At 44.5% G+C, this 23,125-nt stretch carries 20 protein-coding genes; 14 read left to right on the top strand and 6 right to left on the bottom strand.

From position 1 onward, the window contains the following. Window positions 1-44 precede the first annotated feature (44 nt). The 6 genes from mnmG to rpmH form a co-directional block, all read right to left on the bottom strand. A complete protein-coding gene (gene mnmG / locus AC6UD2_RS02385; protein WP_500697907.1) occupies window positions 45-1,973 on the bottom strand; it encodes a tRNA uridine-5-carboxymethylaminomethyl(34) synthesis enzyme MnmG in 1,929 nt (642 codons plus the stop codon). 26 nt (window positions 1,974-1,999) lie between these two features. Beyond that, the gene (gene mnmE / locus AC6UD2_RS02380; RefSeq protein ID WP_500697906.1) at window positions 2,000-3,397 is read right to left on the bottom strand and encodes a tRNA uridine-5-carboxymethylaminomethyl(34) synthesis GTPase MnmE; all 1,398 of its coding nucleotides are present in this window, start codon (window positions 3,395-3,397) and stop codon (window positions 2,000-2,002) included. Window positions 3,398-3,539: 142 nt separating this feature from the next. Continuing rightward, window positions 3,540-4,259 (bottom strand): RNA-binding cell elongation regulator Jag/EloR, encoded by a 720-nt coding sequence (jag, locus tag AC6UD2_RS02375; protein ID WP_039143590.1) that lies wholly within the window; start codon window positions 4,257-4,259, stop codon window positions 3,540-3,542. 147 nt (window positions 4,260-4,406) lie between these two features. After that, window positions 4,407-5,243 carry a YidC/Oxa1 family membrane protein insertase gene (locus AC6UD2_RS02370; protein ID WP_500697905.1) on the bottom strand — a complete coding sequence of 279 codons (837 nt, stop codon included), beginning with the start codon at window positions 5,241-5,243 and terminating at the stop codon, window positions 4,407-4,409. 2 nt (window positions 5,244-5,245) lie between these two features. Then, window positions 5,246-5,602: a ribonuclease P protein component gene (gene rnpA, locus AC6UD2_RS02365; RefSeq protein ID WP_039143585.1), complete on the bottom strand. Its 357-nt coding sequence runs from the start codon at window positions 5,600-5,602 to the stop codon at window positions 5,246-5,248. Window positions 5,603-5,661: 59 nt separating this feature from the next. After that, on the bottom strand, window positions 5,662-5,796 hold the full coding sequence (rpmH, locus tag AC6UD2_RS02360) for a 50S ribosomal protein L34 (protein WP_010022181.1): 135 nt from the start codon (window positions 5,794-5,796) through the stop codon (window positions 5,662-5,664). A 482-nt stretch (window positions 5,797-6,278) separates the two neighbouring features. Between rpmH and dnaA the strand changes: the two genes are divergently transcribed. The 14 genes from dnaA to AC6UD2_RS02290 all read left to right on the top strand — a co-directional run bounded on the left by dnaA (window position 6,279) and on the right by AC6UD2_RS02290 (window position 23,031). Next, window positions 6,279-7,619 (top strand): chromosomal replication initiator protein DnaA, encoded by a 1,341-nt coding sequence (dnaA, locus tag AC6UD2_RS02355; RefSeq protein ID WP_010022182.1) that lies wholly within the window; start codon window positions 6,279-6,281, stop codon window positions 7,617-7,619. 212 nt (window positions 7,620-7,831) lie between these two features. Beyond that, window positions 7,832-8,971 carry a DNA polymerase III subunit beta gene (gene dnaN / locus AC6UD2_RS02350; RefSeq protein WP_500697904.1) on the top strand — a complete coding sequence of 380 codons (1,140 nt, stop codon included), beginning with the start codon at window positions 7,832-7,834 and terminating at the stop codon, window positions 8,969-8,971. A gap of 254 nt (window positions 8,972-9,225) precedes the next feature. Next, window positions 9,226-9,444 (top strand): S4 domain-containing protein YaaA, encoded by a 219-nt coding sequence (gene yaaA, locus AC6UD2_RS02345; protein ID WP_500697903.1) that lies wholly within the window; start codon window positions 9,226-9,228, stop codon window positions 9,442-9,444. 8 nt (window positions 9,445-9,452) lie between these two features. Beyond that, window positions 9,453-10,568 carry a DNA replication/repair protein RecF gene (gene recF / locus AC6UD2_RS02340; RefSeq protein ID WP_039143578.1) on the top strand — a complete coding sequence of 372 codons (1,116 nt, stop codon included), beginning with the start codon at window positions 9,453-9,455 and terminating at the stop codon, window positions 10,566-10,568. A 21-nt stretch (window positions 10,569-10,589) separates the two neighbouring features. Continuing rightward, window positions 10,590-12,539 carry a DNA topoisomerase (ATP-hydrolyzing) subunit B gene (gene gyrB / locus AC6UD2_RS02335; protein WP_010022187.1) on the top strand — a complete coding sequence of 650 codons (1,950 nt, stop codon included), beginning with the start codon at window positions 10,590-10,592 and terminating at the stop codon, window positions 12,537-12,539. A 123-nt stretch (window positions 12,540-12,662) separates the two neighbouring features. Then, complete coding sequence (gyrA, locus tag AC6UD2_RS02330) at window positions 12,663-15,104, top strand: DNA gyrase subunit A (RefSeq protein ID WP_500697934.1); 2,442 nt, start codon at window positions 12,663-12,665, stop codon at window positions 15,102-15,104. Window positions 15,105-15,290: 186 nt separating this feature from the next. Beyond that, entirely contained in the window at window positions 15,291-16,262 is a 972-nt protein-coding gene (locus AC6UD2_RS02325) for a GMP reductase (RefSeq protein WP_039143571.1), read from the top strand. Between the two features lie 182 nt (window positions 16,263-16,444). Continuing rightward, window positions 16,445-16,747: a 30S ribosomal protein S6 gene (gene rpsF / locus AC6UD2_RS02320; RefSeq protein ID WP_010022191.1), complete on the top strand. Its 303-nt coding sequence runs from the start codon at window positions 16,445-16,447 to the stop codon at window positions 16,745-16,747. A 25-nt stretch (window positions 16,748-16,772) separates the two neighbouring features. Beyond that, window positions 16,773-17,282: a single-stranded DNA-binding protein gene (gene ssb, locus AC6UD2_RS02315; RefSeq protein WP_010022193.1), complete on the top strand. Its 510-nt coding sequence runs from the start codon at window positions 16,773-16,775 to the stop codon at window positions 17,280-17,282. A 38-nt stretch (window positions 17,283-17,320) separates the two neighbouring features. Continuing rightward, window positions 17,321-17,557, top strand: a complete 237-nt coding sequence (gene rpsR / locus AC6UD2_RS02310) for a 30S ribosomal protein S18 (RefSeq protein WP_010022194.1) — start codon at window positions 17,321-17,323, stop codon at window positions 17,555-17,557. 113 nt (window positions 17,558-17,670) lie between these two features. Further along, entirely contained in the window at window positions 17,671-19,695 is a 2,025-nt protein-coding gene (locus AC6UD2_RS02305) for a DHH family phosphoesterase (protein ID WP_500697902.1), read from the top strand. Window positions 19,696-19,746: 51 nt separating this feature from the next. Further along, window positions 19,747-20,199 (top strand): 50S ribosomal protein L9, encoded by a 453-nt coding sequence (gene rplI, locus AC6UD2_RS02300; protein ID WP_039143567.1) that lies wholly within the window; start codon window positions 19,747-19,749, stop codon window positions 20,197-20,199. 34 nt (window positions 20,200-20,233) lie between these two features. Then, window positions 20,234-21,634: a replicative DNA helicase gene (gene dnaB / locus AC6UD2_RS02295; protein ID WP_010022199.1), complete on the top strand. Its 1,401-nt coding sequence runs from the start codon at window positions 20,234-20,236 to the stop codon at window positions 21,632-21,634. Window positions 21,635-21,702: 68 nt separating this feature from the next. Continuing rightward, a complete protein-coding gene (locus tag AC6UD2_RS02290; protein WP_500697901.1) occupies window positions 21,703-23,031 on the top strand; it encodes an MFS transporter in 1,329 nt (442 codons plus the stop codon). The last annotated feature ends 94 nt before the right edge of the window (window positions 23,032-23,125 follow it).

Genomic DNA, 23,125 nt, shown 5'->3' with positions numbered 1-23,125 from the left:
CAGTAAACAAAAAGCTGGACTATTTCACATAGTCCAGCTTTATTTTATTTCTTTTTCGCAATTTTACCCTGCTGAATGTACACCGAAAGAATCGCAATGTCAGACGGATTAACCCCACTAATGCGGGCCGCTTGAGCAATCGTCTCCGGCTGAATCTTCTCCAACTTCTGACGACCCTCGGTCGCAATCCCATCAATCACGGAGTAGTCAATGTTGTCCGGAATCTTCTTTGATTCCATCTTTTTCATACGAGCAACCTTGTCCTCTTCCTTCTTAATGTAACCAGCGTATTTGGTCCGAATCTCAACCTGTTCCACCACTTCTGGATCCAATTTTTCGTCGGGTCCTGAAATGAAATTAAGCAGTTTGTCGTATGTTACATACGGACGCCGCAAGAACTGCGCCGCAATAATACCATCTTTAAGCGGTTTGTCCCCCTGAGCTTCCACAAACTGATTAACTTTTTCACCCGGCTTAATCCGAACGGTATTCAAACGCTTAATTTCGTCTTCAACCGCCTTGCGTTTGGCAACAAACTTGTTGTAACGTTCATCTGAAATCAGTCCTAACTCATGACCAATTGGGGTTAAGCGCATATCAGCGTTGTCATTTCTAAGCAGTAATCGGTACTCGGCACGACTCGTCAAAAGCCGGTATGGTTCGTTGGTTCCTTTAGTAACCAGATCATCGATTAAGACCCCGATGTAACCCTGATCACGCTGCAGAATCAACGGATCCTTGCCCTGAATCTTCAAGGCGGCGTTAATTCCGGCAATCAGCCCCTGACCGGCAGCTTCCTCGTATCCAGAAGTTCCGTTGGTCTGACCGGCACTGAATAATCCGCTAACTTTCTTGGTCTCAAGGGTCGGTTTCAATTGATAAGGGGAAATGATGTCGTATTCAATCGCATAACCGGGACGCATCATTTTGGCGTCCTCGAGTCCCTTCACGGAGTGTAACATCTGCTGTTGAACCTCTTCTGGAAGGGAGGTCGACATCCCATCGACGTACCATTCTTCGTTGTGGCGTCCCTCGGGTTCTAGAAAGACCTGATGTCGCTTCTTGTCCGCAAACCGGACCACCTTGTCTTCGATTGAAGGACAATAACGGGGACCCACACCTTCAATGACCCCAGTAAACATGGGAGCACGATCCAAATTATCCTTGATAATCTGGTGGGTTTCCTCGTTCGTATACGTCAACCAGCAGGAAATCTGTTTCGAAACCGGCAGGTAGTCAGCATACGGGGTGGTGTAACTAAAGTGATGAGGAGTTTCATCCCCAGGTTGTTCCTCAGCTTCATTGTAATGAATGGTATCACCGTTCACTCGTGGTGGGGTTCCAGTCTTAAACCGCTTCAGTTCGAAACCCAAATCTTCCAAGTTTTCTGAAAGATGAATGGCTGGAATCGAGTTATTTGGACCAGATGAGTACATCAACTCACCAATGATGATTTTGCCACGAGCGGCCGTTCCAGCACAGATCACAACTGCCTTAGAATGGTACTCCGCTCCGGTATTGGTAACGACGCCTTCAATCTGACCGTCTTTAACAATCAAACGATCGACGATTCCCTGACGCAAAGTTAAATTAGGCTCTTTTTCAAGGGTATTTTTCATTTCATGATGGTATGCATGCTTATCGGCCTGAGCTCGTAAAGCCCTGACCGCAGGACCCTTTCCGGTGTTTAACATTCGCATCTGAATGTAGGTCTTGTCAATATTCTTTCCCATTTCACCGCCAAGGGCGTCGATCTCTCTGACCACCGTTCCCTTTGCGGGTCCACCAACTGATGGATTACATGGCATAAATGCCACCATATCAAGGTTAATTGTGACAAGGAGTGTCTTTTGGCCCATACGAGCGGCTGCCAGAGCGGCTTCACAACCAGCGTGTCCGGCACCCACCACGATGACGTCATAATCGCCACCGTTATAGGTCTTCTTCACTTCTTGTTGTATCATTTTATTCATTTAGTAACCTCCATTGAGTTAATCGCTTACTTACCCAAACAGAATTGGCTAAATAATTGATCCAACAATTCGCCATCGTAACTGTCTCCGGTGATCTCACCAAGTAAATCCCACGCATTCGTCATGTCAATCTGAACTAGATCGACGGGCATCCCGTTATTTAAGCCGTTTTCAACCGACTGAAGGGAATCACTCGCCTGTTGTAAAAGACTAATATGGCGGGCATTGGTAACCATGACGTCGTTTTGAGAACTCTTGATGCCACCATTGAAGAACATTTTGGCAATCGTATCTTCAAGCGACTGCGTTCCGTTATCCTTCGTCGCCTGGGTCTTGATGATATTTTCAGCGTGATAACGTTGTTTTAATTCGTTAACATTAATTTTTTCCGGTAAATCGGTCTTGTTTAGTAGAATAATCCGTTTACTCTTCTGGGTCAGATCAAGCAGTTCCCGATCCTCATCAGTCAGTGGCTCACTAGCATTCAATACCAGCAACACCAAATCCGCCTGTTTGATGGCGTTTCGGGAACGATCGACCCCGATCTTTTCAACCTTATCCTCGGTATCACGAATGCCGGCAGTGTCGACTAAGTGCAGTGGTACTCCGGAGACGTTGACGTATTCATCCAAAACATCCCGCGTAGTTCCTGGCACATCGGTTACAATCGCCTTGTCCTCGTGAAGCAACCGGTTCAACAGGCTCGACTTGCCTACGTTTGGTCGTCCAACAATGGCAGTATTCAGACCGTCCCGCAGGACTTTTCCCTGCTTCGCCGTCTTCAAAAGTTGGTCGATTTGGGCCTTTAATTCCTTCGATTTGTCCATCAGGAGTTTCGACGTCATGGTCTCCACGTCATCGTACTCAGGGTAGTCGATGTTGACTTCCACTTGGGCCAAGACATCCAAGATGTCCTGTCTGAGATGCTTAATGAGGTGTGAGAGGTTGCCATCTAGTTGATTTAAAGCCGCTTTCATTGATTCATCGGTCTTGGCTTCAATCAGGTCCATCACAGCCTCTGACTGGGACAGGTCCAAACGGCCGTTTAGAAAAGCACGCTTGGTAAACTCACCCGGTTCCGCCATTCTGGCACCGTTACTTAGGACCAGCTGGAGAATCTTGTTAGTAGCCACGATCCCACCGTGACAGTTAATCTCAATAATGTCTTCCTTGGTGTACGTCTTTGGTGCTCGCATAACCGAGACCATCACTTCGTCAACTTCACTGTTGTGGTCTGACGGATCAACAATGTGGCCGTAGTTAATCGTGTTAGAAGCAACTTTTGCAAGGTTTTTGCCCCGATAAATCTTCTCAGCCACCTTCATTGCATCCGATCCACTAATGCGGACAATCGAAATGCCACCTTCACCAGGTGGGGTTGAAATTGCTGCAATTGTATCGTAATCAGTCGTTGTCAGTGCCATATCCAAACTCCTTTCTCATTTAATCGCATAAAAAAAGTACTCAAACCACGCCCCGTGCGTGGATAAAGTACTTTCACTACTTTACCTATTCGAATTTACAATCCTATACATAGTAGGACGAAAATTTTATTTTGTCAATTATTTAGCGAGGAGCCACCACAATGGAACGGTGGGGTTCACGTCCCGCTGAATACGTCATCACTTCTGAACTGTCCTGAAGTGTCACGTGAATTTGTTTGCGCTCAAAAGAGGGCATCGGGTCCAAGTAAACTGGTTTGCCCGTTGCCACAACTTCTCTAGCCGTCCGTTCGGCGAGACTAGTGAGGATCTGAAGCCGACGTTGGCGGTAATTAGCCGTGTCGAGTTCAACTTCCAGGTAGCTAATTCCCATGTTATTTAGGTAAATATTGCTCAATTCCTGCAGGGCGTTAATCGTCCGACCGTGTTTGCCAATTAACAAGCCTTCTTTGGGAGTATCAAAATTAATGGTCACGTGGCGATTGTTCGGCATCTCGTAGCTTAGTTCAGCCTCAATCCCCATTTGATCAGTAATGGCCTGTAAATACTGAATTAATCCACTTACCGCTTCGACGTTTTTGGCGTGACGATCTTCGGTTTGGACCGGACTAGCAACGGCCGTACTAGCCTCCTTTTTGACTTTTAACTGACTTTCAGCCCGTTTCGGGGCTGGATCAGATGTTTTAACGTTCATTTCAACTTCTGCGGGATGCTTGAAAAATCCCAGAAATCCCTTACTAGCGGTTTTAATAACCTTAATTTCAACATTATTACGATTAGTATCAAGTGATTTTAAGCCATTTTGGATGGCTGCTTCGATGGTGGCTCCGGTGTATTTCGTCATTGTTGCTTCTCCTATATTTGTAAATGTCCAACGGTATTAATATTATCACAAATCAAATCGTTGAAGGAATAGGAATTCACAGATGTAATATTACAAATTACGAGAAAACAAAAAAAGCAGACCACCGTCTGCTTTTTTATTCGTTAATTATTTGTGATGTTTACTCTGCTTAGCTTTCCGAATGGCCTTTTTAACAGCCCGATCGTGTTGGCGTTTTTCACGTTCTTTTTCTTCACGTTCACGATTGATCTTCCAGGGATTCTGGATTAACAACGTCTGAACTACTTGGAACGCATTCGTAACCACCCAGTACAAGGACAAGGCTGATGGTACGTTCAAAGCAGTGAAGAAGATAATGATTGGCATCCCAATCGTCATCATCGTCGTCATTCCGTTTGATTCTGGCTGACCTTTCATTGACAACCAGGAACTAAGGAAGGTGAACAAAGCGGCTAGCACAGGCAAGATGTAGTACGGATCCGGACTACCAAGCTGCAGCCACAAGAAGTGACCAGTTCTTAGAATGTGAGTCCGCCAGATGGCTTGATACAAGGCAAAGATCACTGGTAGTTGAACAACCATCGGCAAACATCCGGCCCATGGATTAATGCCAGCTTCCTTATACAGCTTCTGTTGCTCAGTCTGTAATTTTTCCATTGTATCGGAATCTTTACTGGAGTACTTCTTCTGCAGGGCCTTCAGTTGCGGCTGAATTTCCTGCGTCTTCTTCATACTCTTAGTCTGATACATCATTAGTGGTAGAAGGATAATTCTCACAATAATGGTGAAGATGATAATTCCGATTCCGTAGTTATCACCAAAGAATTTTGATAACCAAATAATTACTCTCGAGAAATTAAGGACGACTAGGCCATCCCAAATCCCCTTACTATGGTTAGTAATTGGAGCGTTACTACATGCCGTGAGCACCAGACCAAGGCTGGCAATCATCGCCGCAGTAGCGATTCTTTTCAATTTTTTCAATTTTATTCCTCGCTATAATCAGAATCTAATAGATGAGCTAACTTTAAAACATGAATCAGGCTCGCCTTGACGTCTTTTTGTGACATCCCATCAGCTCTGGGACGTGCAATGACTAAAAAATCCACGTCCGTTCTTAGATCCGGCTTCAGTTCTGTGATCGACTGGCGAATTCTCCGTTTGACCCAGTTTCGATGAACGGCATTTCCGATCTTCTTACCCACGGAAATTCCAATCCGGAAGTGTTTCTGTCCCGGTTTTTCCAGCTGGTACACGACAAATTGTCGGTTAGCAACCGAATCATGTTTTTCGAAAACCTTTTGAAAGTCAGCCTCTTTTTTGACACGGTACGATTTTCTCATGAATAATCTCCAAGTATTTTCAAAAAAATAATGAAAAAGACCACTGAATGGTCAGTGGCCTATGCCGATAATACTTTTCTACCTTTTTGACGTCGACGTGCTAAAACTCTACGACCTTTGCCAGTGCTCATGCGTTTTCTAAATCCATGAACGCGGTTTCTACGACGTTTCTTTGGTTGGTAAGTTCTTTTCATTACTAACCCTCCTTACTAATTAATCGTCTATATTAAGTTGTCTATTCAATAGCTTTTCTAACTTATAGTATCACAAATCTAATAATCTTCAAATAGGGATTTTAAATTAATACACAACACTCCGTTCGCTTTAAAAAAGTTTCATAAAATTTGCCTGTGGATTATTGTGGATAACTCCTGTGGGAATTAACATGAATTGAACACGTTTTTGAACAAAAACACAGCATGTTAACAACGTTAAACACAATTTGTGGATAAAGTTCATTATCAAGCTTCAATCCCTACTGTAACAACAATTAGTTATGCACAGCAAACTGTCAATTTCAGCAAATTATAAATTAATTTTTAGACTTATAAACAGGTGTGTGGATAACTAATGAACACCCTGTGAAACATTTATACACACCCTGTTTTTTCTGTGGAAAACTTTTTTTCTACATGCTAGAATACAATCATAATTTAAACACAAGGAGTCACTCTCAATGGATCAAAACGAATTATGGGACAAAATTAAGAATAAATTTAAAGCGGATCCGAAATTTGAGGGCACGACATACGATACTTGGATCGCCACCGTGAAACCAATTGCATACGACGGCGATACCTTGACACTCGAATTACCATCTTCGCTTCATCGTGACTACTGGGAAAAAATGCTCAAAAGTCAATTAGTTGAGTACGCATACTCCATTACTTATAAGAACATTTCTCCTAAATTTGTTTTAGAAGAAGAACTACAAAAGGAATCAAAACCCGCTGCAAAGCCAGCCGATGGCGGCCAAGATTCTTACAGCTACACCGATACCCACTTGGAACCAAACTACACGTTTGAGACATTCGTAATTGGACAGGGCAACAAAATGGCCCAAGCTGCGGCTCTCGCTGTTAGTGAATCACCCGGAAAATTGTACAATCCGCTCTTCTTATATGGAGGAGTTGGACTGGGGAAGACCCACTTGATGCACGCGATCGGAAACAACATCGTCAAGCATGATCCCAGTCAGCGCGTGATGTACGTGACGAGTGAAAAATTTGCTAACGATTTCATCGGCGCCATTCAAAACAACAAAATGGATGAATTTCGTCACGTCTACCGAAACGTTGACGTTCTTTTAGTGGATGACATCCAGTTCTTTGGTAACAAAGAAGGCACCCAGGACGAATTCTTCAACACGTTTCAGGCGCTCTACTCCAATCATAAGCAGATCGTGCTAACGTCTGATCGACTTCCAAACGAAGTTCCCAAACTAAAGGATCGCTTGGTCTCGCGGTTTGCCTGGGGACTTTCCGTTGACATCACCGCGCCCGATCTGGAAACCAGAACCGCTATTTTGCGTGCGAAGGCCAAGGCCGACAATATGGACATCCCGGCTGACGCCCTCGGGTACATTGCCAGTCAGATCGAATCCAACGTGCGAGAACTGGAGGGGGCCTTATCCAGAGTGCAGGCGTATGCCAAGTTAAACAACGCACCCATCGATACCGAACTGGTCGCAAACGCACTTCGACCGCTCAAACTAGCGAAGGCACGCTCCGCTCTGACCGTTTCGGACATCATTTCAAAGGTGGCGTCCTACTATCACATCAGTGTCAAAGAAATTAAGGGCACCAAACGGGTCAAGGCAATCGTGGTTCCACGTCAGATCGCGATGTACCTGTCACGAGAAATGACCGACAACTCGCTTCCAAAAATCGGCGATGAGTTTGGCGGAAAGGATCACACCACCGTCATTCACGCCTACGACAAGATTAGTCGCGCATCCGCCAACGATTCTGACTTAAGCAAACAAATTTCGGACATTAAGACGGAGTTACAGCACTAACCGTGGTTCGATTTAAAAATGTTATAATTACGGGTGTGGATAACCTGCAAATAACTCATTGAGTTACTCACAAAGTTATCCACAGTTAATAACTTTTATTCCGTAAATAATTACCGAGTTATCCACAGTATTAACAGTGCCTACTGCTTCTACTGTTCTTTATATCTTTAATTAAGTAAATAGACATCACATTTTCAGGGGGACATTTGGCAATGAAATTCGTAACGAACCGTAATGCTTTTATCAAAGCACTCAATACCGTATCAAGAGCAATCTCATCAAAAACCACTATTCCAATCTTGACTGGTTTAAAGATGGACGTATCAGAAAGTGACATTCTTCTCACTGGTAGTAACGCTGATGTATCAATTCAAACCAGCGTTAAAGCAAGTAATCCTGACAACGAACTGACGATTAAATCAACTGGTAGTATCGTTCTACCGGCCCGTTTCTTTAGTGAAATTGTCAAAAAACTTCCTGACAAAACGATGTCACTAGAAGTTGGCGATAATTTTCAAACGACTATTAAATCAGGCAACTCTGAGTTCACCATTAACGGTCTTGATGCCAATGGTTATCCGCACCTTCCAGAAGTTGATACGGAAAACACCGTTGATCTGGCTTCCGACATCTTTAGACAGGTCATTGGTCAGACGGTCATTGCCGTTTCAAAGCAGGAAAGTCGTCCAATCCTGACAGGGGTTCATTTCACGCTTGCTAACAATAAGTTACTGGCCGTTGCGACCGATAGTCACCGTCTTAGCCAACGAAGAGTTAGTCTGCCAGCCGATGACGACGGTAAGTTTGACGTGGTGATCCCGGGAGACAGTTTGAAAGAACTTTCCCACATGTTGGACGGAATTGATCAGAACATTCAGATGAATTTATCAGAAAATCAAGTGCTCTTCACCCTGGGTGACACCAGATTCTATTCTCGCTTACTTGAGGGGAACTATCCGGACACTTCCCGTCTGATCCCGAAGTCATCTAATACTAAGATGGAGTTTGCAGCGGGCGACTTACTTTCAGCCATCGAACGAGCTTCTCTTCTTTCACACGAATCACGAAATAATGTCATTAAGTTGACCATTAAACCCAACGACCAGGTGGTTACCATTTCCGGGAATTCACCTGACGTAGGAACGGTGGAAGAAGACTTGAAGCCAAAAAGTTCTGAGGGGGAAGACCTTGAGATTTCCTTTAACCCCGATTACATGAAGGAAGCCTTGCGGGTCTTCGGTCAGACTGACATTGAAATTTCGTTTACGTCCGCCTTACGACCGTTTACCTTGGTTCCAACCGAAAACAAGGAAGATTTCATTCAGCTCATTACCCCAGTTCGAACCTTTTAAATTAATAATTGATGATCAACGACCCCAAGTTGAGGTCGTTTTTTTGTGCGCGCAGTTTGAACTTACAAAAAGTTGGTAAATTAGCTAAAAAGCTCAAATTTCCATTTATTTACGAATATGAGCTTTTTAGTGCATTTGAGGCACTTATGTATGAAAAAGCACAAATGAGCATAAAACGCATAAAATCGCCCAATTTGTGTACTTTTGCCTATTTTTGGGGTATAATAGAAATAGATTTGAAAGTGGGTGAATTCATGAAAAAAGACATTTTCATAACGACTCCGTACATAACTTTGGGGCAACTTCTAAAAGAAGAGAACATTGTGGAATCAGGCGGAAAAGCTAAGTGGTACTTAAAGGAAAACATGGTGTACCTAAACGACGAGCCTGAGAATCGACGTGGGAAGAAACTCTACAAAGGTGATACGGTCTCAATTCCAGACGTAGGAATGTTTCTTATTAAGACAAAGTAGGGTTAAGCATGCAGCTAGAAGAATTGAAATTACGCAATTTTCGTAATTATAAAGATGCTGATGTTCATTTTTCAGACGGAGTGAACGTTTTACTTGGACAAAATGCCCAGGGAAAGACCAATCTACTTGAAGCAATTTATGCACTCGCGCTCACTAAGAGCCATCGGACGACTACCAATCGTGATCTGATCAATTGGAAGGAGAACCATGCGCAACTATGGGGACGAGTTAAGAAGAATCATACGACCACTGAACTAGAACTTGATTTTGGTAAAAATGGCAAACGAGCCAAGGTGAATCACATTGAGCAACCCAAGCTATCGTCATACGTTGGGCAGCTTAACGTGATTTTATTTGCCCCCGAAGATTTGTCGATCGTAAAGGGATCACCACAGGTTCGTCGGCACTTTATGGACATGGAGTTCGGCCAGATGAGTAATCGCTACCTGTACAACACGACGCAGTATCGTCGGATCTTGAAGCAGCGAAATGCCTATCTGCGGGAACTCTTGTTACACCGACAAAGTGACATGGTTTATCTGGACGTTCTGTCGGACCAGCTATCAGCGTATGCCGCCGAAATTATTTTTCAGCGTATTCAGCTGATTGCCAAGCTACAGAAGTGGTCGCAGGCGATTCATGCTGAAATTTCCCAGCAGAAGGAAACGTTACGCTTTAAATACGTAACATCCTTAAAGAAGGCGGACCTGACCTCGGTGGAACAGATCTATCAGAGTTTGTTAGCCAAGTTCAAGGCCAATCGTGACAAGGAAGTGAAACAGGGAACGACCATCTTTGGTCCGCACCGAGACGACCTTCACTTCATGGTCAACGGGAAGGATGTTGCGACGTTTGGCTCGCAGGGTCAGCAACGAACCGCCGCCTTGTCTACGAAACTAGCAGAGATCGACTTAATGAAGGAAGAAACCGGGGAGTATCCGGTTCTTCTACTTGATGACGTGTTATCCGAACTGGATGAGAGTCGGCAGACCCACTTGCTGACGGCCATTCAGGACCGGGTTCAGACATTTTTGACCACCACAAGCATGAGTGGGGTGGCATCTAATTTAATTAATAACCCCAAAACTTTTCACATTGAAAAGGGAGTCATTGTATCCGAGTAATGTAGTTGAGGAGGAATTGTAGTGACTGATGAAGAAAAAGCAGCAAAAAGAGAACGTGCCGGCGAATACGACGCTAGTCAAATTCAAGTCTTAAAGGGACTGGAAGCGGTTAGAAAGCGTCCCGGGATGTACATTGGAGCCACTAACGAACAGGGACTTCACCATTTAGTTTGGGAAATTATTGATAATGGAATTGACGAAGCCCTGGCTGGTTTCGCCGATGAAATCAACGTTGTCGTTGAAAAAGACAATAGTATTACCGTTACCGATAACGGTCGTGGAATTCCAATTGGTACCCAGAGAGATACCGGTAAATCAGCGCTAGAGACCGTTTTCACGATCCTGCACGCTGGTGGTAAATTCGGCGGTGGCGGTTACAAGGTTTCTGGTGGACTTCACGGAGTTGGAGCCTCAGTTGTAAACGCCTTGTCAAAAGAACTGGACGTTGTGGTTACAAAGGGTGGCAAGCGCTACTACATGGACTTTGAAAGAGGCCACGTCAAGACCCCAATGAAGGTCATCGGTGATGCACCTCAAGACGCCCATGGAACTAAGGTTCACTTTGTTCCGGATCCAGACATCTTTACCGAAACCACGACCTTTAACATGAAGACCTTGACCACCCGGGTCAGAGAATTGGCCTTCTTAAACAAGGGTCTTCGCATCACGATCAGAGATGACCGTCCAGAAGAACCCGTTGAACACGACTTCTTCTACGAAGGTGGAATTCGTCATTACGTGGAATTCTTGGATCGTGGTCGAACCCCAATTTTCAAAGATCCCATTTACATTGAGGGCCAAGAAAACGGCATTACGGTTGAAGTTTCCATTCAATACACGAATGATTATCACAGCACCCTTTTGACGTTTACTAACAACATCAACACCTACGAAGGTGGAACCCACGAAGAAGGGTTCAAGCGAGCTTTGACACGAATTATTAATAACTATGGAAGAAACAACAATTTAATTAAGGACAGCGAACCCAACCTTTCTGGTGACGATGTGCGTGAAGGGATGACGGCAGTTGTCTCCATCAAGCATCCCGATCCTCAATTTGAAGGTCAGACCAAGACCAAGTTAGGTAATTCTGATGCTAGAACGGCTACTGACCACATTTTTGGTCAAGAGTTCTCCAAGTTCATGATGGAGCATCCTCAGATTGCTGAACAAATCGTTGAAAAGGGTTCGGTTGCTTCCAAGGCTCGGGCTGCGGCTAAACGAGCTCGTGAGGTAACTAGAAAACGAAGTGGACTGGAAATTAACAGTTTGCCAGGAAAATTGGCTAACAACACCAGTAAGGATCCGAACGTTTCTGAACTGTTCATCGTCGAAGGTGACTCCGCCGGTGGTTCAGCTAAGCAGGGTCGTTCTCGTTTAACCCAGGCCATCTTGCCAATTCGTGGGAAGATCCTGAACGTTGAAAAGGCCACCATGGAGAAAATCCTGGCAAACGAAGAAATTCGTTCTCTGTTTACCGCCATGGGAACGGGCTTTGGAAACGACTTTGATATCAGCAAGGTTAACTATCACAAGTTGATCATCATGACCGATGCCGATGTCGATGGCGCTCACATTCAGATTTTGCTGCTCACCTTAATTTACAATTACATGCGTCCAATGATCGATGCTGGATACGTCTACATCGCTCAGCCACCTTTGTATCGAGTTCGTCAGGGAAACAAATTCCAGCGATACGTTGATTCTGATGAAGAACTCCAGGAACTGCTAGGTCAGTTGCCGGCTTCACCAAAACCACAGATTCAAAGATATAAGGGTCTGGGTGAAATGGATGCTTCCCAGTTGTGGGACACAACCATGAATCCAGATCACCGTCGTTTATTAAGAGTTACTTCTGATGATGCTTCGGCAGCCCAAGAGGCTTTCACCATGTTAATGGGTGAAAAGGTGGCTCCTAGACGGAAGTTTATCGAAGACAACGCAACCTTTGTTGAAAACTTGGATGTATAAATTGTTTCACATGAAACAATTAGGTTAATTGACTGATTTAACAAGGAATGGAGGCAAAATCTCTTGGCAAATGAAGAAAATAATAAACCAAGTCGAGTTCAAAACGTTGAATTATCGAAGAAGATGAGATCATCGTTCTTGGATTATGCAATGAGTGTGATCGTGTCACGTGCGCTTCCTGACGTTCGGGACGGTTTAAAGCCGGTCCATCGTCGGATTCTGTACGATATGCACGAATTAGGGGTTACCCCAGACAAGCCTTACAAGAAGTCTGCCAGAATTGTGGGGGATGTTTTAGGTAAGTTTCATCCCCACGGTGACAGTTCCGTTTACGAAGCCATGGTACGAATGGCCCAGGAATTCAGTTACCGTTACATGTTAGTTGACGGACACGGAAACTTCGGGTCAGTTGACGGTGATGGTGCCGCTGCCATGCGTTACACCGAAGTCCGTCTTTCCAAGATTTCAATGGAAATGTTGCGGGACATCAACAAGGACACCGTTGATTTTCAACCCAATTATGATGGAACCGAACGTGAACCAGTGGTTCTCCCAGCTCGAATTCCCAACCTGCTGTTAAACGGGGCTTCCGGAATTGCGGTTGGAATGGCCACTAACATCCCACCTCACAACCTAAGTGAAGTGATCAGTGCCATTCATATTTTGATGAGAAATCCAGACGCTACCACCAATGATTTGATGGAAGCACTTCCCGGACCAGACTTTCCAACTGGTGGAGTTGTCATGGGTAAATCTGGAATCAGAAGAGCCTACGAAACCGGCCGTGGAAGTATCATTGTTCGTGCCAAGGTTGACATTGAGGAACAAAAGAACGGAAAGCAACGTATTATTGCGACTGAACTTCCTTACATGGTCAACAAGGCCAAGTTGATCGAACGGATTGCTGATTTAGTGCGAGACAAACGAATTGAAGGCATTACCGCGATTAACGATGAGTCCGATAAGGACGGAATGCGGGTTGTCATTGACGTAAAACGGGATGCTTCCGCGGAAGTAATCTTGAACAACTTGTACAAGTTGACGTTGATGCAGACCTCATTTAGTTTCAACATGCTGGCCATCGTTGATGGTGCTCCAAAGGTCTTGAGCTTAAAGGAAATCTTACAGTACTACCTGGAATACCAGGTTGAGGTAATTACCAGAAGAACTAAGTTTGATTTGCGAAAGGCCCAAGCCCGAGCTCACATTCTGGAAGGATTGCTGGTGGCTCTCGATAATATCGATGCGGTCATCAAGATTATCCGAAGTTCTTCGACTGGTGACATTGCCAAAAACGAACTGATCAATAATTTTGAACTAGATGACAAGCAGGCCCAGGCGATCCTAGACATGCGGCTAGTTCGTTTGACCGGACTGGAACGTGGCAAGATTACCGATGAACACAATAAATTACTTGCTAACATTAAAGATTACAAGGACATTTTAAATAGTCGGGACCGAATTAACGAGATCATCTATAACGAACTCCTTGAAATTCAGAAGAAGTTCGGTGACAAACGTCGGACCGAATTATTAGTTGGTGAAATTACCAGCATCGAAGACGAAGATTTAATCGAAGAGGAAAACGTGGTCATCACGTTGACCCACAACGGTTACATCAAACGTCTCCCAACGGACGAGTTCAAGGCGCAAAATCGTGGTGGACGTGGAGTTCAAGGCATGGGCGTTAATAAGGATGACTTTATTGAACACCTGCTATCAACGGCGACCCACGACCGACTCTTGTTCTTTACTAACGCTGGTAAGGTTTACAGCATGAAGGCTTATGAAGTTCCAGAGTACGGCCGGGCTGCGAAGGGAATTCCCATCGTTAACCTGTTGAACCTCGGTCAAAATGAGAAGATTCAGACGGTGATCAGCATCTCATCTAAGCATAACGATCAGGATAAGTACCTGTTCTTCACCACGAAGCAAGGAACGGTTAAACGGACACCCGTTTCTGATTTCTTAAACATCAGAAAGAACGGTTTAAAAGCCATTCATTTACATGATGGCGATGAAGTGATCGGAGTTTCCATCGTTGATAACGGTGACAACATGATCATCGGAACCCATTTGGGCTACGCCGTCAGTTTCAAAGCTGATGACGTTCGTTCCATGGGTCGTTCGGCCTCCGGAGTCCGCGGAGTTCGCTTACGTTCTGAAGACTACGTGGTTGGAGCCGCCATCCTGACACCAGACAGTGACGTGTTCGTCATTTCTGAAAATGGATACGGTAAACGAACGAAAGCTGCCGATTACCCAATTAAGGGTCGTGGTGGTAAAGGAATTAAGACGTCCAATGTGACCAAGAAGAATGGTCCACTGGTTGGTTTGAGTACCGTTACTGGCGATGAAGACATCATGTTAATTACTAACATGGGTGTCATGATTCGATTCGCGGTTAATAACGTTTCTGAGACTGGTCGTGCCACTCTTGGAGTTCACTTAATCCGAGTTGATGATGACGCTAAGGTGGCTACCATGGCGGTCGTTGCTAAGGACCAAGAACAAGAATCAAAGGTTGAAGAACCAACTTCAGCTTCTGATCAATCCGAAGAATAAAACACAAAAATAACACTACCTTTGGCGTAGTGCTATTTTTTTGACTAAAATTATTACTAATATTCGTAAACTGGCATTTTAATGTTGATTAAACGGGTTATTTCGGCTATGATATTGGTTGTGTTTGAAACAATTAAAGTCAAAATGACTTAATAGTTCGTAAAATGAGCAAGGAGATTTATGAAAATGGACGTGTTTGATTACGAAGATATTCAACTGATTCCGAATAAGTGTGTGGTTAACTCCCGAAGCGAATGTGACACTTCGGTTGAGTTTGGGGGCCGGAAGTTCAAGATTCCGGTCGTACCAGCTAACATGCAGACGGTGATTAACGCTGATCTAGCCGAAAGTCTCGCTAAAAATGGTTACTTCTACGTCATGCACCGTTTTCAACCAGAAAAACGCCTTGATTTTGTGAAAAAAATGCATGACGATGGGGTATTTGCCTCCATCAGTATCGGGGTTAAGCCCAACGAATACGATTTCATTAAGGAACTGGTTCAAGCCGACCAAATTCCAGAATACATCACGATTGACATTGCCCATGGTTACTCGGACTCGGTCATCAACATGATTAAGTTCGTTAAGGAACGGATGCCCAACACTTTTCTGATTGCTGGAAACGTTGGAACCCCAGAAGCCGTTCGGGCACTTGAAAATGCGGGTGCGGACGCCACCAAGGTCGGAATTGGACCCGGGAAGGCCTGCATCACTAAGATTAAGACCGGTTTTGGAACCGGGGGATGGCAACTAGCTGCCATTCGCTATTGTGCGAAGGGAGCCAGAAAACCTATCATCGCTGACGGTGGGATTCGGACCGATGGTGACATCGCGAAATCGATTCGCTTTGGTGCTACAATGTGCATGATCGGATCAATGTTTGCGGGCCATCAAGAGTCTCCGGGTCAAAAAGTAGAAAAAGATGGGAAGGAATACAAAGAATACTTTGGTTCCGCCTCCCAATTTCAAAAAGGTGCCTACAAAAACGTGGAGGGAAAGAAGTTGTTAGTTCCTTTCAAGGGCAGCATCTATGACACTCTGCGTGAGATGCAAGAGGACCTGCAGTCGTCAATCTCATACGCTGGCGGAAAAGACATTGACGCCATCCGGAAGGTTGACTACGTGGTCGTTAAAAATTCAATTTATAATGGTGATTAAAAATAATTCGCAGTGACCTGCGTATCTAATTATGTATCGCAAATCAACGCCTCAAATGTCTTATTGAAGTAGAGAACAATCAATGATACAATTAATCATTGTGAGTTCAATTAGGTTTTTAATTGACTCCCCTTGCTCTCCAAATCACTGGAGAGCCGACAGTCCACAAGGAGGTGTAATTCATGGAAAACAACAAATACGAAATTACTTACATCATCAGACCTGATATCGACGATGCTGCCAAGACTGACTTGGTTAACCGATTCGACAAGATCTTGACTGATAATGGTGCAAACGTAATCGATTCAAAAGACTGGCAAAAACGTCGTTTGGCCTACGAAATCGGCGGCTACAATGAAGGTACTTACCACATTGTCAACGTTGAAGAAGGCGACAACGACCAAGGTCTAAACGAGTTTGACCGTCTTGCCAAGTTTAATAAAGACATCTTACGTCATATGATCGTAAGAAGAGACGACAAATAATTTAAGATGAAAGGAGTTTTTCAGTATGATTAATACAGTAGTTCTTACTGGACGCTTAACACGAGACGTTGATTTGCGATACACCCAAAATGGCGCGGCAGTTGGTACTTTTACCCTAGCTGTTGACCGTCGTTTCACCAATTCGAATGGTGATCGGGAAGCTGACTTCGTCAACTGTGTTATTTGGCGAAAATCAGCTGAAAACTTTGCCAACTTCGTGCATAAGGGTTCACTTGTTGGAATCGAAGGTCGGATTCAGACCCGAAATTACGAGAACAAGCAGGGCCAACGAGTTTATGTTACCGAAGTAGTTGTTGAGAACTTTACCCTCCTTGAACCACGTTCACAGAACGGTGGTAATGGTCAGGGTCAAAGCAGCAATGGCAATCACGCTCCTAGCGAAAATCCATTTGGAACTCCAAAGACGAGTGGGCAATCCACTCCTAACAATGGCAAAAAGAATGACAATTCGAACGATCCCTTTGCCAACTCTGGAGACCAGATTGATATTTCCGATGATGATCTTCCATTTTAATGGAACGATTTGATTAATGTTTTAGGAGGGAAATACACATGGCTCAACAAAGAAGAGGTGGCCATCGTCGCCGTAAGGTTGACTTTATCGCCGCAAACCATATTGAATACATTGATTACAAAGACGTTGATTTATTAAGACGTTTCGTCTCAGAGCGTGGTAAGATTTTACCTCGTCGTGTGACCGGAACAAGTGCTAAGAACCAACGTAAGTTAACCATTGCGATCAAGCGTGCCCGTATCATGGGTTTAATGCCATTCGTAGTTGGTGACTAATTCAGAATTTGAGACTTAACTATTTTAGTTAGGTCTTTTTTTTACCCTTTTTATGGGATGAGCTCCAATGTGATAAAATAGAAGAAATAATGGAGTGGGAGATGGGAGTTACTATGAAAAAGTTCTTTTCACAAATGACGTTACCGCCATTTTTAAAAAATACACGATTAAGAAAAATTACGATTTTTATTGCGATTTCATTGATTTTGGGATTAGTAATTGCCTTTCTGTACAACTTCTTCATTGGAATTGTTCTATTGCTGGTGGCCTGTTTAGGACTGGTCTATACCATCAACACGATGAACCGAGTTGGTGAAGAATCCGACAAATACATTAACGATCTGTCCTACCAGATTATGCGGGGTCAGCAGGAATCTCTTCTGGAGATGCCGATTGGGATCCTGATCTTTAACGATGAACACGTGGTGGAATGGATTAATCCGTACCTGCAACCGTACTTTGACAGTTTGGAAGTAGTTGGTTATCCACTTGATCATTCCGCTCCCGACCTCTTTGACATAATTCAGGCCAACCTAGATCAGACGAAACCGTTTGAGATGACCTGGCGGGGACACAAGTTCGACATGTTGGTCCAAAAGGAATATAACACCGTCTACATGATGGATATTACCCATTATGCGGAAATCGAAAGTAAGTATGAGAATGGTAAAATTGCGGTTGGCCAGATCTTTCTGGATAACTTTGATGAAATTACCCAGTCAATGAGTGACCAAGACGTTTCTAACTTGAGAAATTACATCACCAATGAGCTAAGTTCGTGGGCGCAGGAGTATGGGATCTTCTTAAAACGAATTGATGCCGATCACTACTTTATCCTGTTGTACGTCTCCACTCTGAATCAGATTGAATCCGATAAGTTCAAGATACTGGACGTCATTCGGGAAAACACTTCCAAACAAAACCTCCCGTTGACGCTTAGTATGGGAATTTCATACGATGACAATAACCTGAATAATCTCGCTGACCAGGCCCAGAGTAACCTTGATTTGGCCCTTGGTCGTGGTGGTGATCAGGTCGTTGTTAAAGCCAAGGACAAGGAAGCCCGATACTATGGTGGCAAGACGAACCCGATGGAGAAACGAACCCGGGTTCGAGCTCGGATGATCTCCCACGCTTTACAAGAGTTAATGAAGGAATCCGACCAAATTTTCGTGCAGGGACACGCTCAGCCTGACATGGATGCCATGGGAGCTGCCATGGGAATCAGACGAATTGCCCAGATGAATGGTAAGCAGTGTTGGATTGTAATGGACGAAGAGGAACCGCATTCTGACATCAAACGGTTGTTGAATGCGATTGACGATTATCCTGACATTAAGGAATCGATCATTACCCCGGATAAGGCGCTCAAGAAGGCCACTGACAGCAGCTTGCTGATCATGGTCGACCACTCGAAGCCTGACATGGGAGTATCCGGGGATCTTTACAAACGTCTCAAGAATCGCGTGGTCATCATCGACCACCATCGTCGGGGAGAGGACTTTCCCGAAAACCCAATCTTGGTCTACATTGAACCATACGCTTCCTCCGCTTGTGAGCTGATTACTGAAATGTTTGAGTATCAGTCTCAGGATGCGGATCCCATTAATCAACTGGAGGCAACGGCGATGTTGAGTGGGATCGTGGTTGATACCCAGTCCTTTACCATTCGTACGGGAACGCGTACGTTTGATGCCGCCAGTTATCTCCGGTCAGCGGGTGCTAATGCCGACGAAATGTCTGACTTCATGAAAGAGAGTGTAACGAACTACATGGACCGAAACCACCTCATTTCCATGATGGAACAGATTGACGAAAACATGGCACTCATTACCGCCGAAAATGACAAGGAATACGACTCTGTAATTGCCGCTCAGGCCGTCGATTCCCTCCTGACAATTGATGGAGTTGAGGCTTCATTTATTGTCTTTAAACGAACAAACGGAAACATTGGCATTTCAGCCAGAAGTAATGGTAACATTAATGTTCAGCTGATTATGGAAGCACTTGGTGGTGGTGGTCATCTGTCCGCTGGTGCCACTCAGATTCCTGATGAAAGTGTTTCTGAGGTTAAAAAGACCCTGTTGGGTGCCATTAACAAGATCGTTAACAGCGATGATGAGAAAGCAGACAAATAGCAGAATGAACTTAAATCTGTTAAATTATTAGTAAACAAGGAGTGAATCAAAATGAAAGTAATCTTTTTGCAAGATGTTAAAGGTAAGGGTAACCGTGGTGACGTAAAGGAAATGCCATCTGGCTACGCTAACAACTTTTTGATTAAGAAGGGACTCGCTAAAGCAGCCACCAAACAGGCGATCAGCGAGTTAAAGGCCCAACAACACGTTGAAGCTGAACATCAAGAAGAGGAACTTGAAGATTCCAAACGTCTGAAAAAGGAGCTTGAAGATGACAAGACCGTCGTTGAACTAAAGGCGAAGGCAGGATCAGACGGACGATTGTTTGGTTCAATTACCAGCAAGCAGATTGCTCAAGGTCTGTTGGATCAGTACAACATCAAACTTGATAAACGGAAGATCGAAATGAGTGAACCAATCAAGTCCATGGGTTATACCGATGTTCCCGTTAAGGTTCATCCCCAGGTTTCCGCTCAAATTCGGGTTCACGTTAGCGAAAAATAAATGATCGTAAGTTACAGTTAGAAAAGAGTCGAGAATGAACAACGATACTTTAAATGATCACACACCACCGCAGAACATTGAGGCCGAAAAAGCCGTTTTGGGGTCCATCTTCCTAAGTACCGACGGATTAGTCGACGCCATGGAATACTTGAATCCTGATGATTTCTACAAGCGGGCTCACCAACTAATTTTTAAGGCGATGTTAGATTTAAACGAGGATGATCAGGGAATTGACGCCGTGACCGTTACCGACCTTTTAAAACAGCGTGACCAACTAGAAGATGTCGGTGGTGTTCCGTACATCATTGACCTAACGAACGCTGTACCAACGGCCGCTAACTTGGTGTACTACGCTAAGATTGTTAAAAATAAGGCCGTTTTAAGACGACTAATCCAGACCGCTACTAACATTGCGACCCAGGGGTATGAACAGTCCGAAGACGTGGAAGATCTGTTGGATAACGCCGAACGGGACATCATGAACGTCTCGGAGGATCGGAATCAATCTGGATTTAAGAACATTAAGGATGTTTTAAACGAATCTTTTACTAAAATTGACCAACTTTCTCAAAATGGTGGGGATGACATTACCGGTCTTGCGACGGGCTATCATGAGCTTGACAAGATGACTACCGGTCTTCACCCCGGTGAACTGATGATTCTGGCGGCGCGACCAGCCGTTGGTAAAACCGCGTTTGCATTGAACATCGCGCAGAACGTGGGAACGAAGACTGACAAGACGGTTGCCATTTTCAGTTTGGAAATGAGCGCGGAGTCACTAGTGAACCGAATGTTATGTGCGGAAGGTAGTATTGATGCCAACCACCTGAGAACCGGTCAATTGACCGAAGAGGAATGGCAGAATTTAGTAATTGCGATGGGCAGTCTTTCAAAGGCTCACATCTACATTGACGATACTCCCGGCAATAAGATGGCTGGCATTCGTGCCAACTGCCGGCGGTTAGCTAAACAAACCGGCAATTTGGGATTGATCGTCGTCGATTACCTTCAGTTAATTGAAGGGAGTAACAAAGAAAATCGGCAACAGGAAGTTTCTGAAATTTCCCGTCAACTTAAAAAATTAGCGAATGAACTTCAGGTGCCAGTGATTGCGTTATCACAACTCTCACGTGGAGTGGAACAGCGTCAGGACAAGCGTCCGGTGTTGTCGGATATTCGTGAATCAGGATCAATCGAACAGGATGCTGACATCGTCGCCTTCTTGTACCGGGAAGACTACTATGAGCATGATTCAGACGATGAGGACTCTGATCCCCGCTCTCAAGGAGCCGATGACGATGATAACGTCGGCGAGGTTGAAGTTATTATCGAAAAGAATCGTTCGGGTCCGAGGGGAACCGTTAAACTGCTCTTTGTAAAATCGTATAATAAATTCTCATCTATTTCCTATGCTTCGAATGATGGTGTACAATAAAAAGCCACTTACAGGGTAAGTGGCTTTTTTTATTAAAACTAAAATAAGAAAGATTGAGAGGATTTTCAATGAACAACAACGAAAAGACACAAGGGTTGCCAAAACTATCCATTGCGGCAATCTGGTTTCTATCCTTTGGAATTCTTGGAGTCCAAATGTCATTTGGGTTGATGAATTCGCAACTTGGAAGAATTTTTCAGACCCTTGGAACGTCACCGAGTCTCTTAGGACTTCTGTTTATCATTCCCCCGATCGCCGGGTTGTTCGTTCAACCTTTAGTCGGTGGATGGTCTGATCGGACCTGGGTTCCGAAGTGGGGAAGAAGAATTCCCTATTTAATTGTTGGGACCATTGCGGCCGCCATCACGTTATTCCTACTACCAAATGTCGGTGATTTCGGGTGGCCAAGCGTGGTTACAATTTCGTTAGCCGCCGTCATCACGTTGGTCTTGATGGTTGCCTTTAACATGTGTGTGCAGCCCTATAAAATGCTGATTGGTGACATGGTTAACCAACGGCAGAGTGGGTTTGCGTATTCGATTCAGAGTTTCTTCTTGAACATCGGTAGCGTGCTAGCGTGTCTATCACCATGGCTCTTCACCGAGATTGGGGTTAGTAACACTGCCAGCAAAGGGATGGTTCCTAACTCAGTAATCTTCTCGTTCTACGTTGCCGTCGTTGTCCTGATTTTCTGTACAATCGTCACCGTCTTAAAGGTTGACGAGTATCCACCAAAGCAGTTCAACGATTACCATGGTTTGGAACAGAACGGGAAACGAGCTAAGAAAAGCACATGGATGCTTTTAAAGGATGCGCCCCGGGTCTTCTGGATCGTATCCATCATCCAACTCTTTGCCTACATTGGTTTTGCCTACATGTGGATGTACGGAACCAGTATCATTGCTAAAAACGTTTTTAACACCACTGATCCAATGAGCAGTGGCTACCAGGCTGGTGGTAATTTATTTGGAATTCTATCAGCGGTCTATGCACTAGCAGCCGTGGTGGTTTCTCTGGTACTGGCACGAATTCCGCAACGAAAATACAAACTGTTCTTCTCGATTAGTTTAGTCATCGGGGGAGCGGGTTTCTTAATGTCAGCGCTAAGTCACACCACTTTTTCACAGGTGATTGCGTTTATCCTGATCGGTGTTGGTTGGGCCGGAATCTCGGTCTATCCGTTGACGTTTGTGACCCGTGAGATTCCCGGGAAATACATTGGGGTTTACATGGGACTGTTTAACGTCCAGATTTGTATTCCGCAGATTGTGGCCTCACTGGCAAGTCCGGTGATTGTGATGGTAATTGGTTCCATCGCGAACATCTTTGTGATTGCGTCCGTCACCATGGTTTTGGCAGCCGGAGCAGTGTGGATTCTCCATGATATTCGGGACTAATTATTTTCAGAGGTTTAAAACACTAATGAATTTCACTGAGTCAAATTGGAATTGTTCCACGTGAAACAATTCGGATAATTACATGAAGCAAACG

It is taken from the genome of Fructilactobacillus sp. X2R5C2 (genome assembly GCF_059901375.1).
This window is presented reverse-complemented; position numbering and strand designations above follow the sequence as displayed.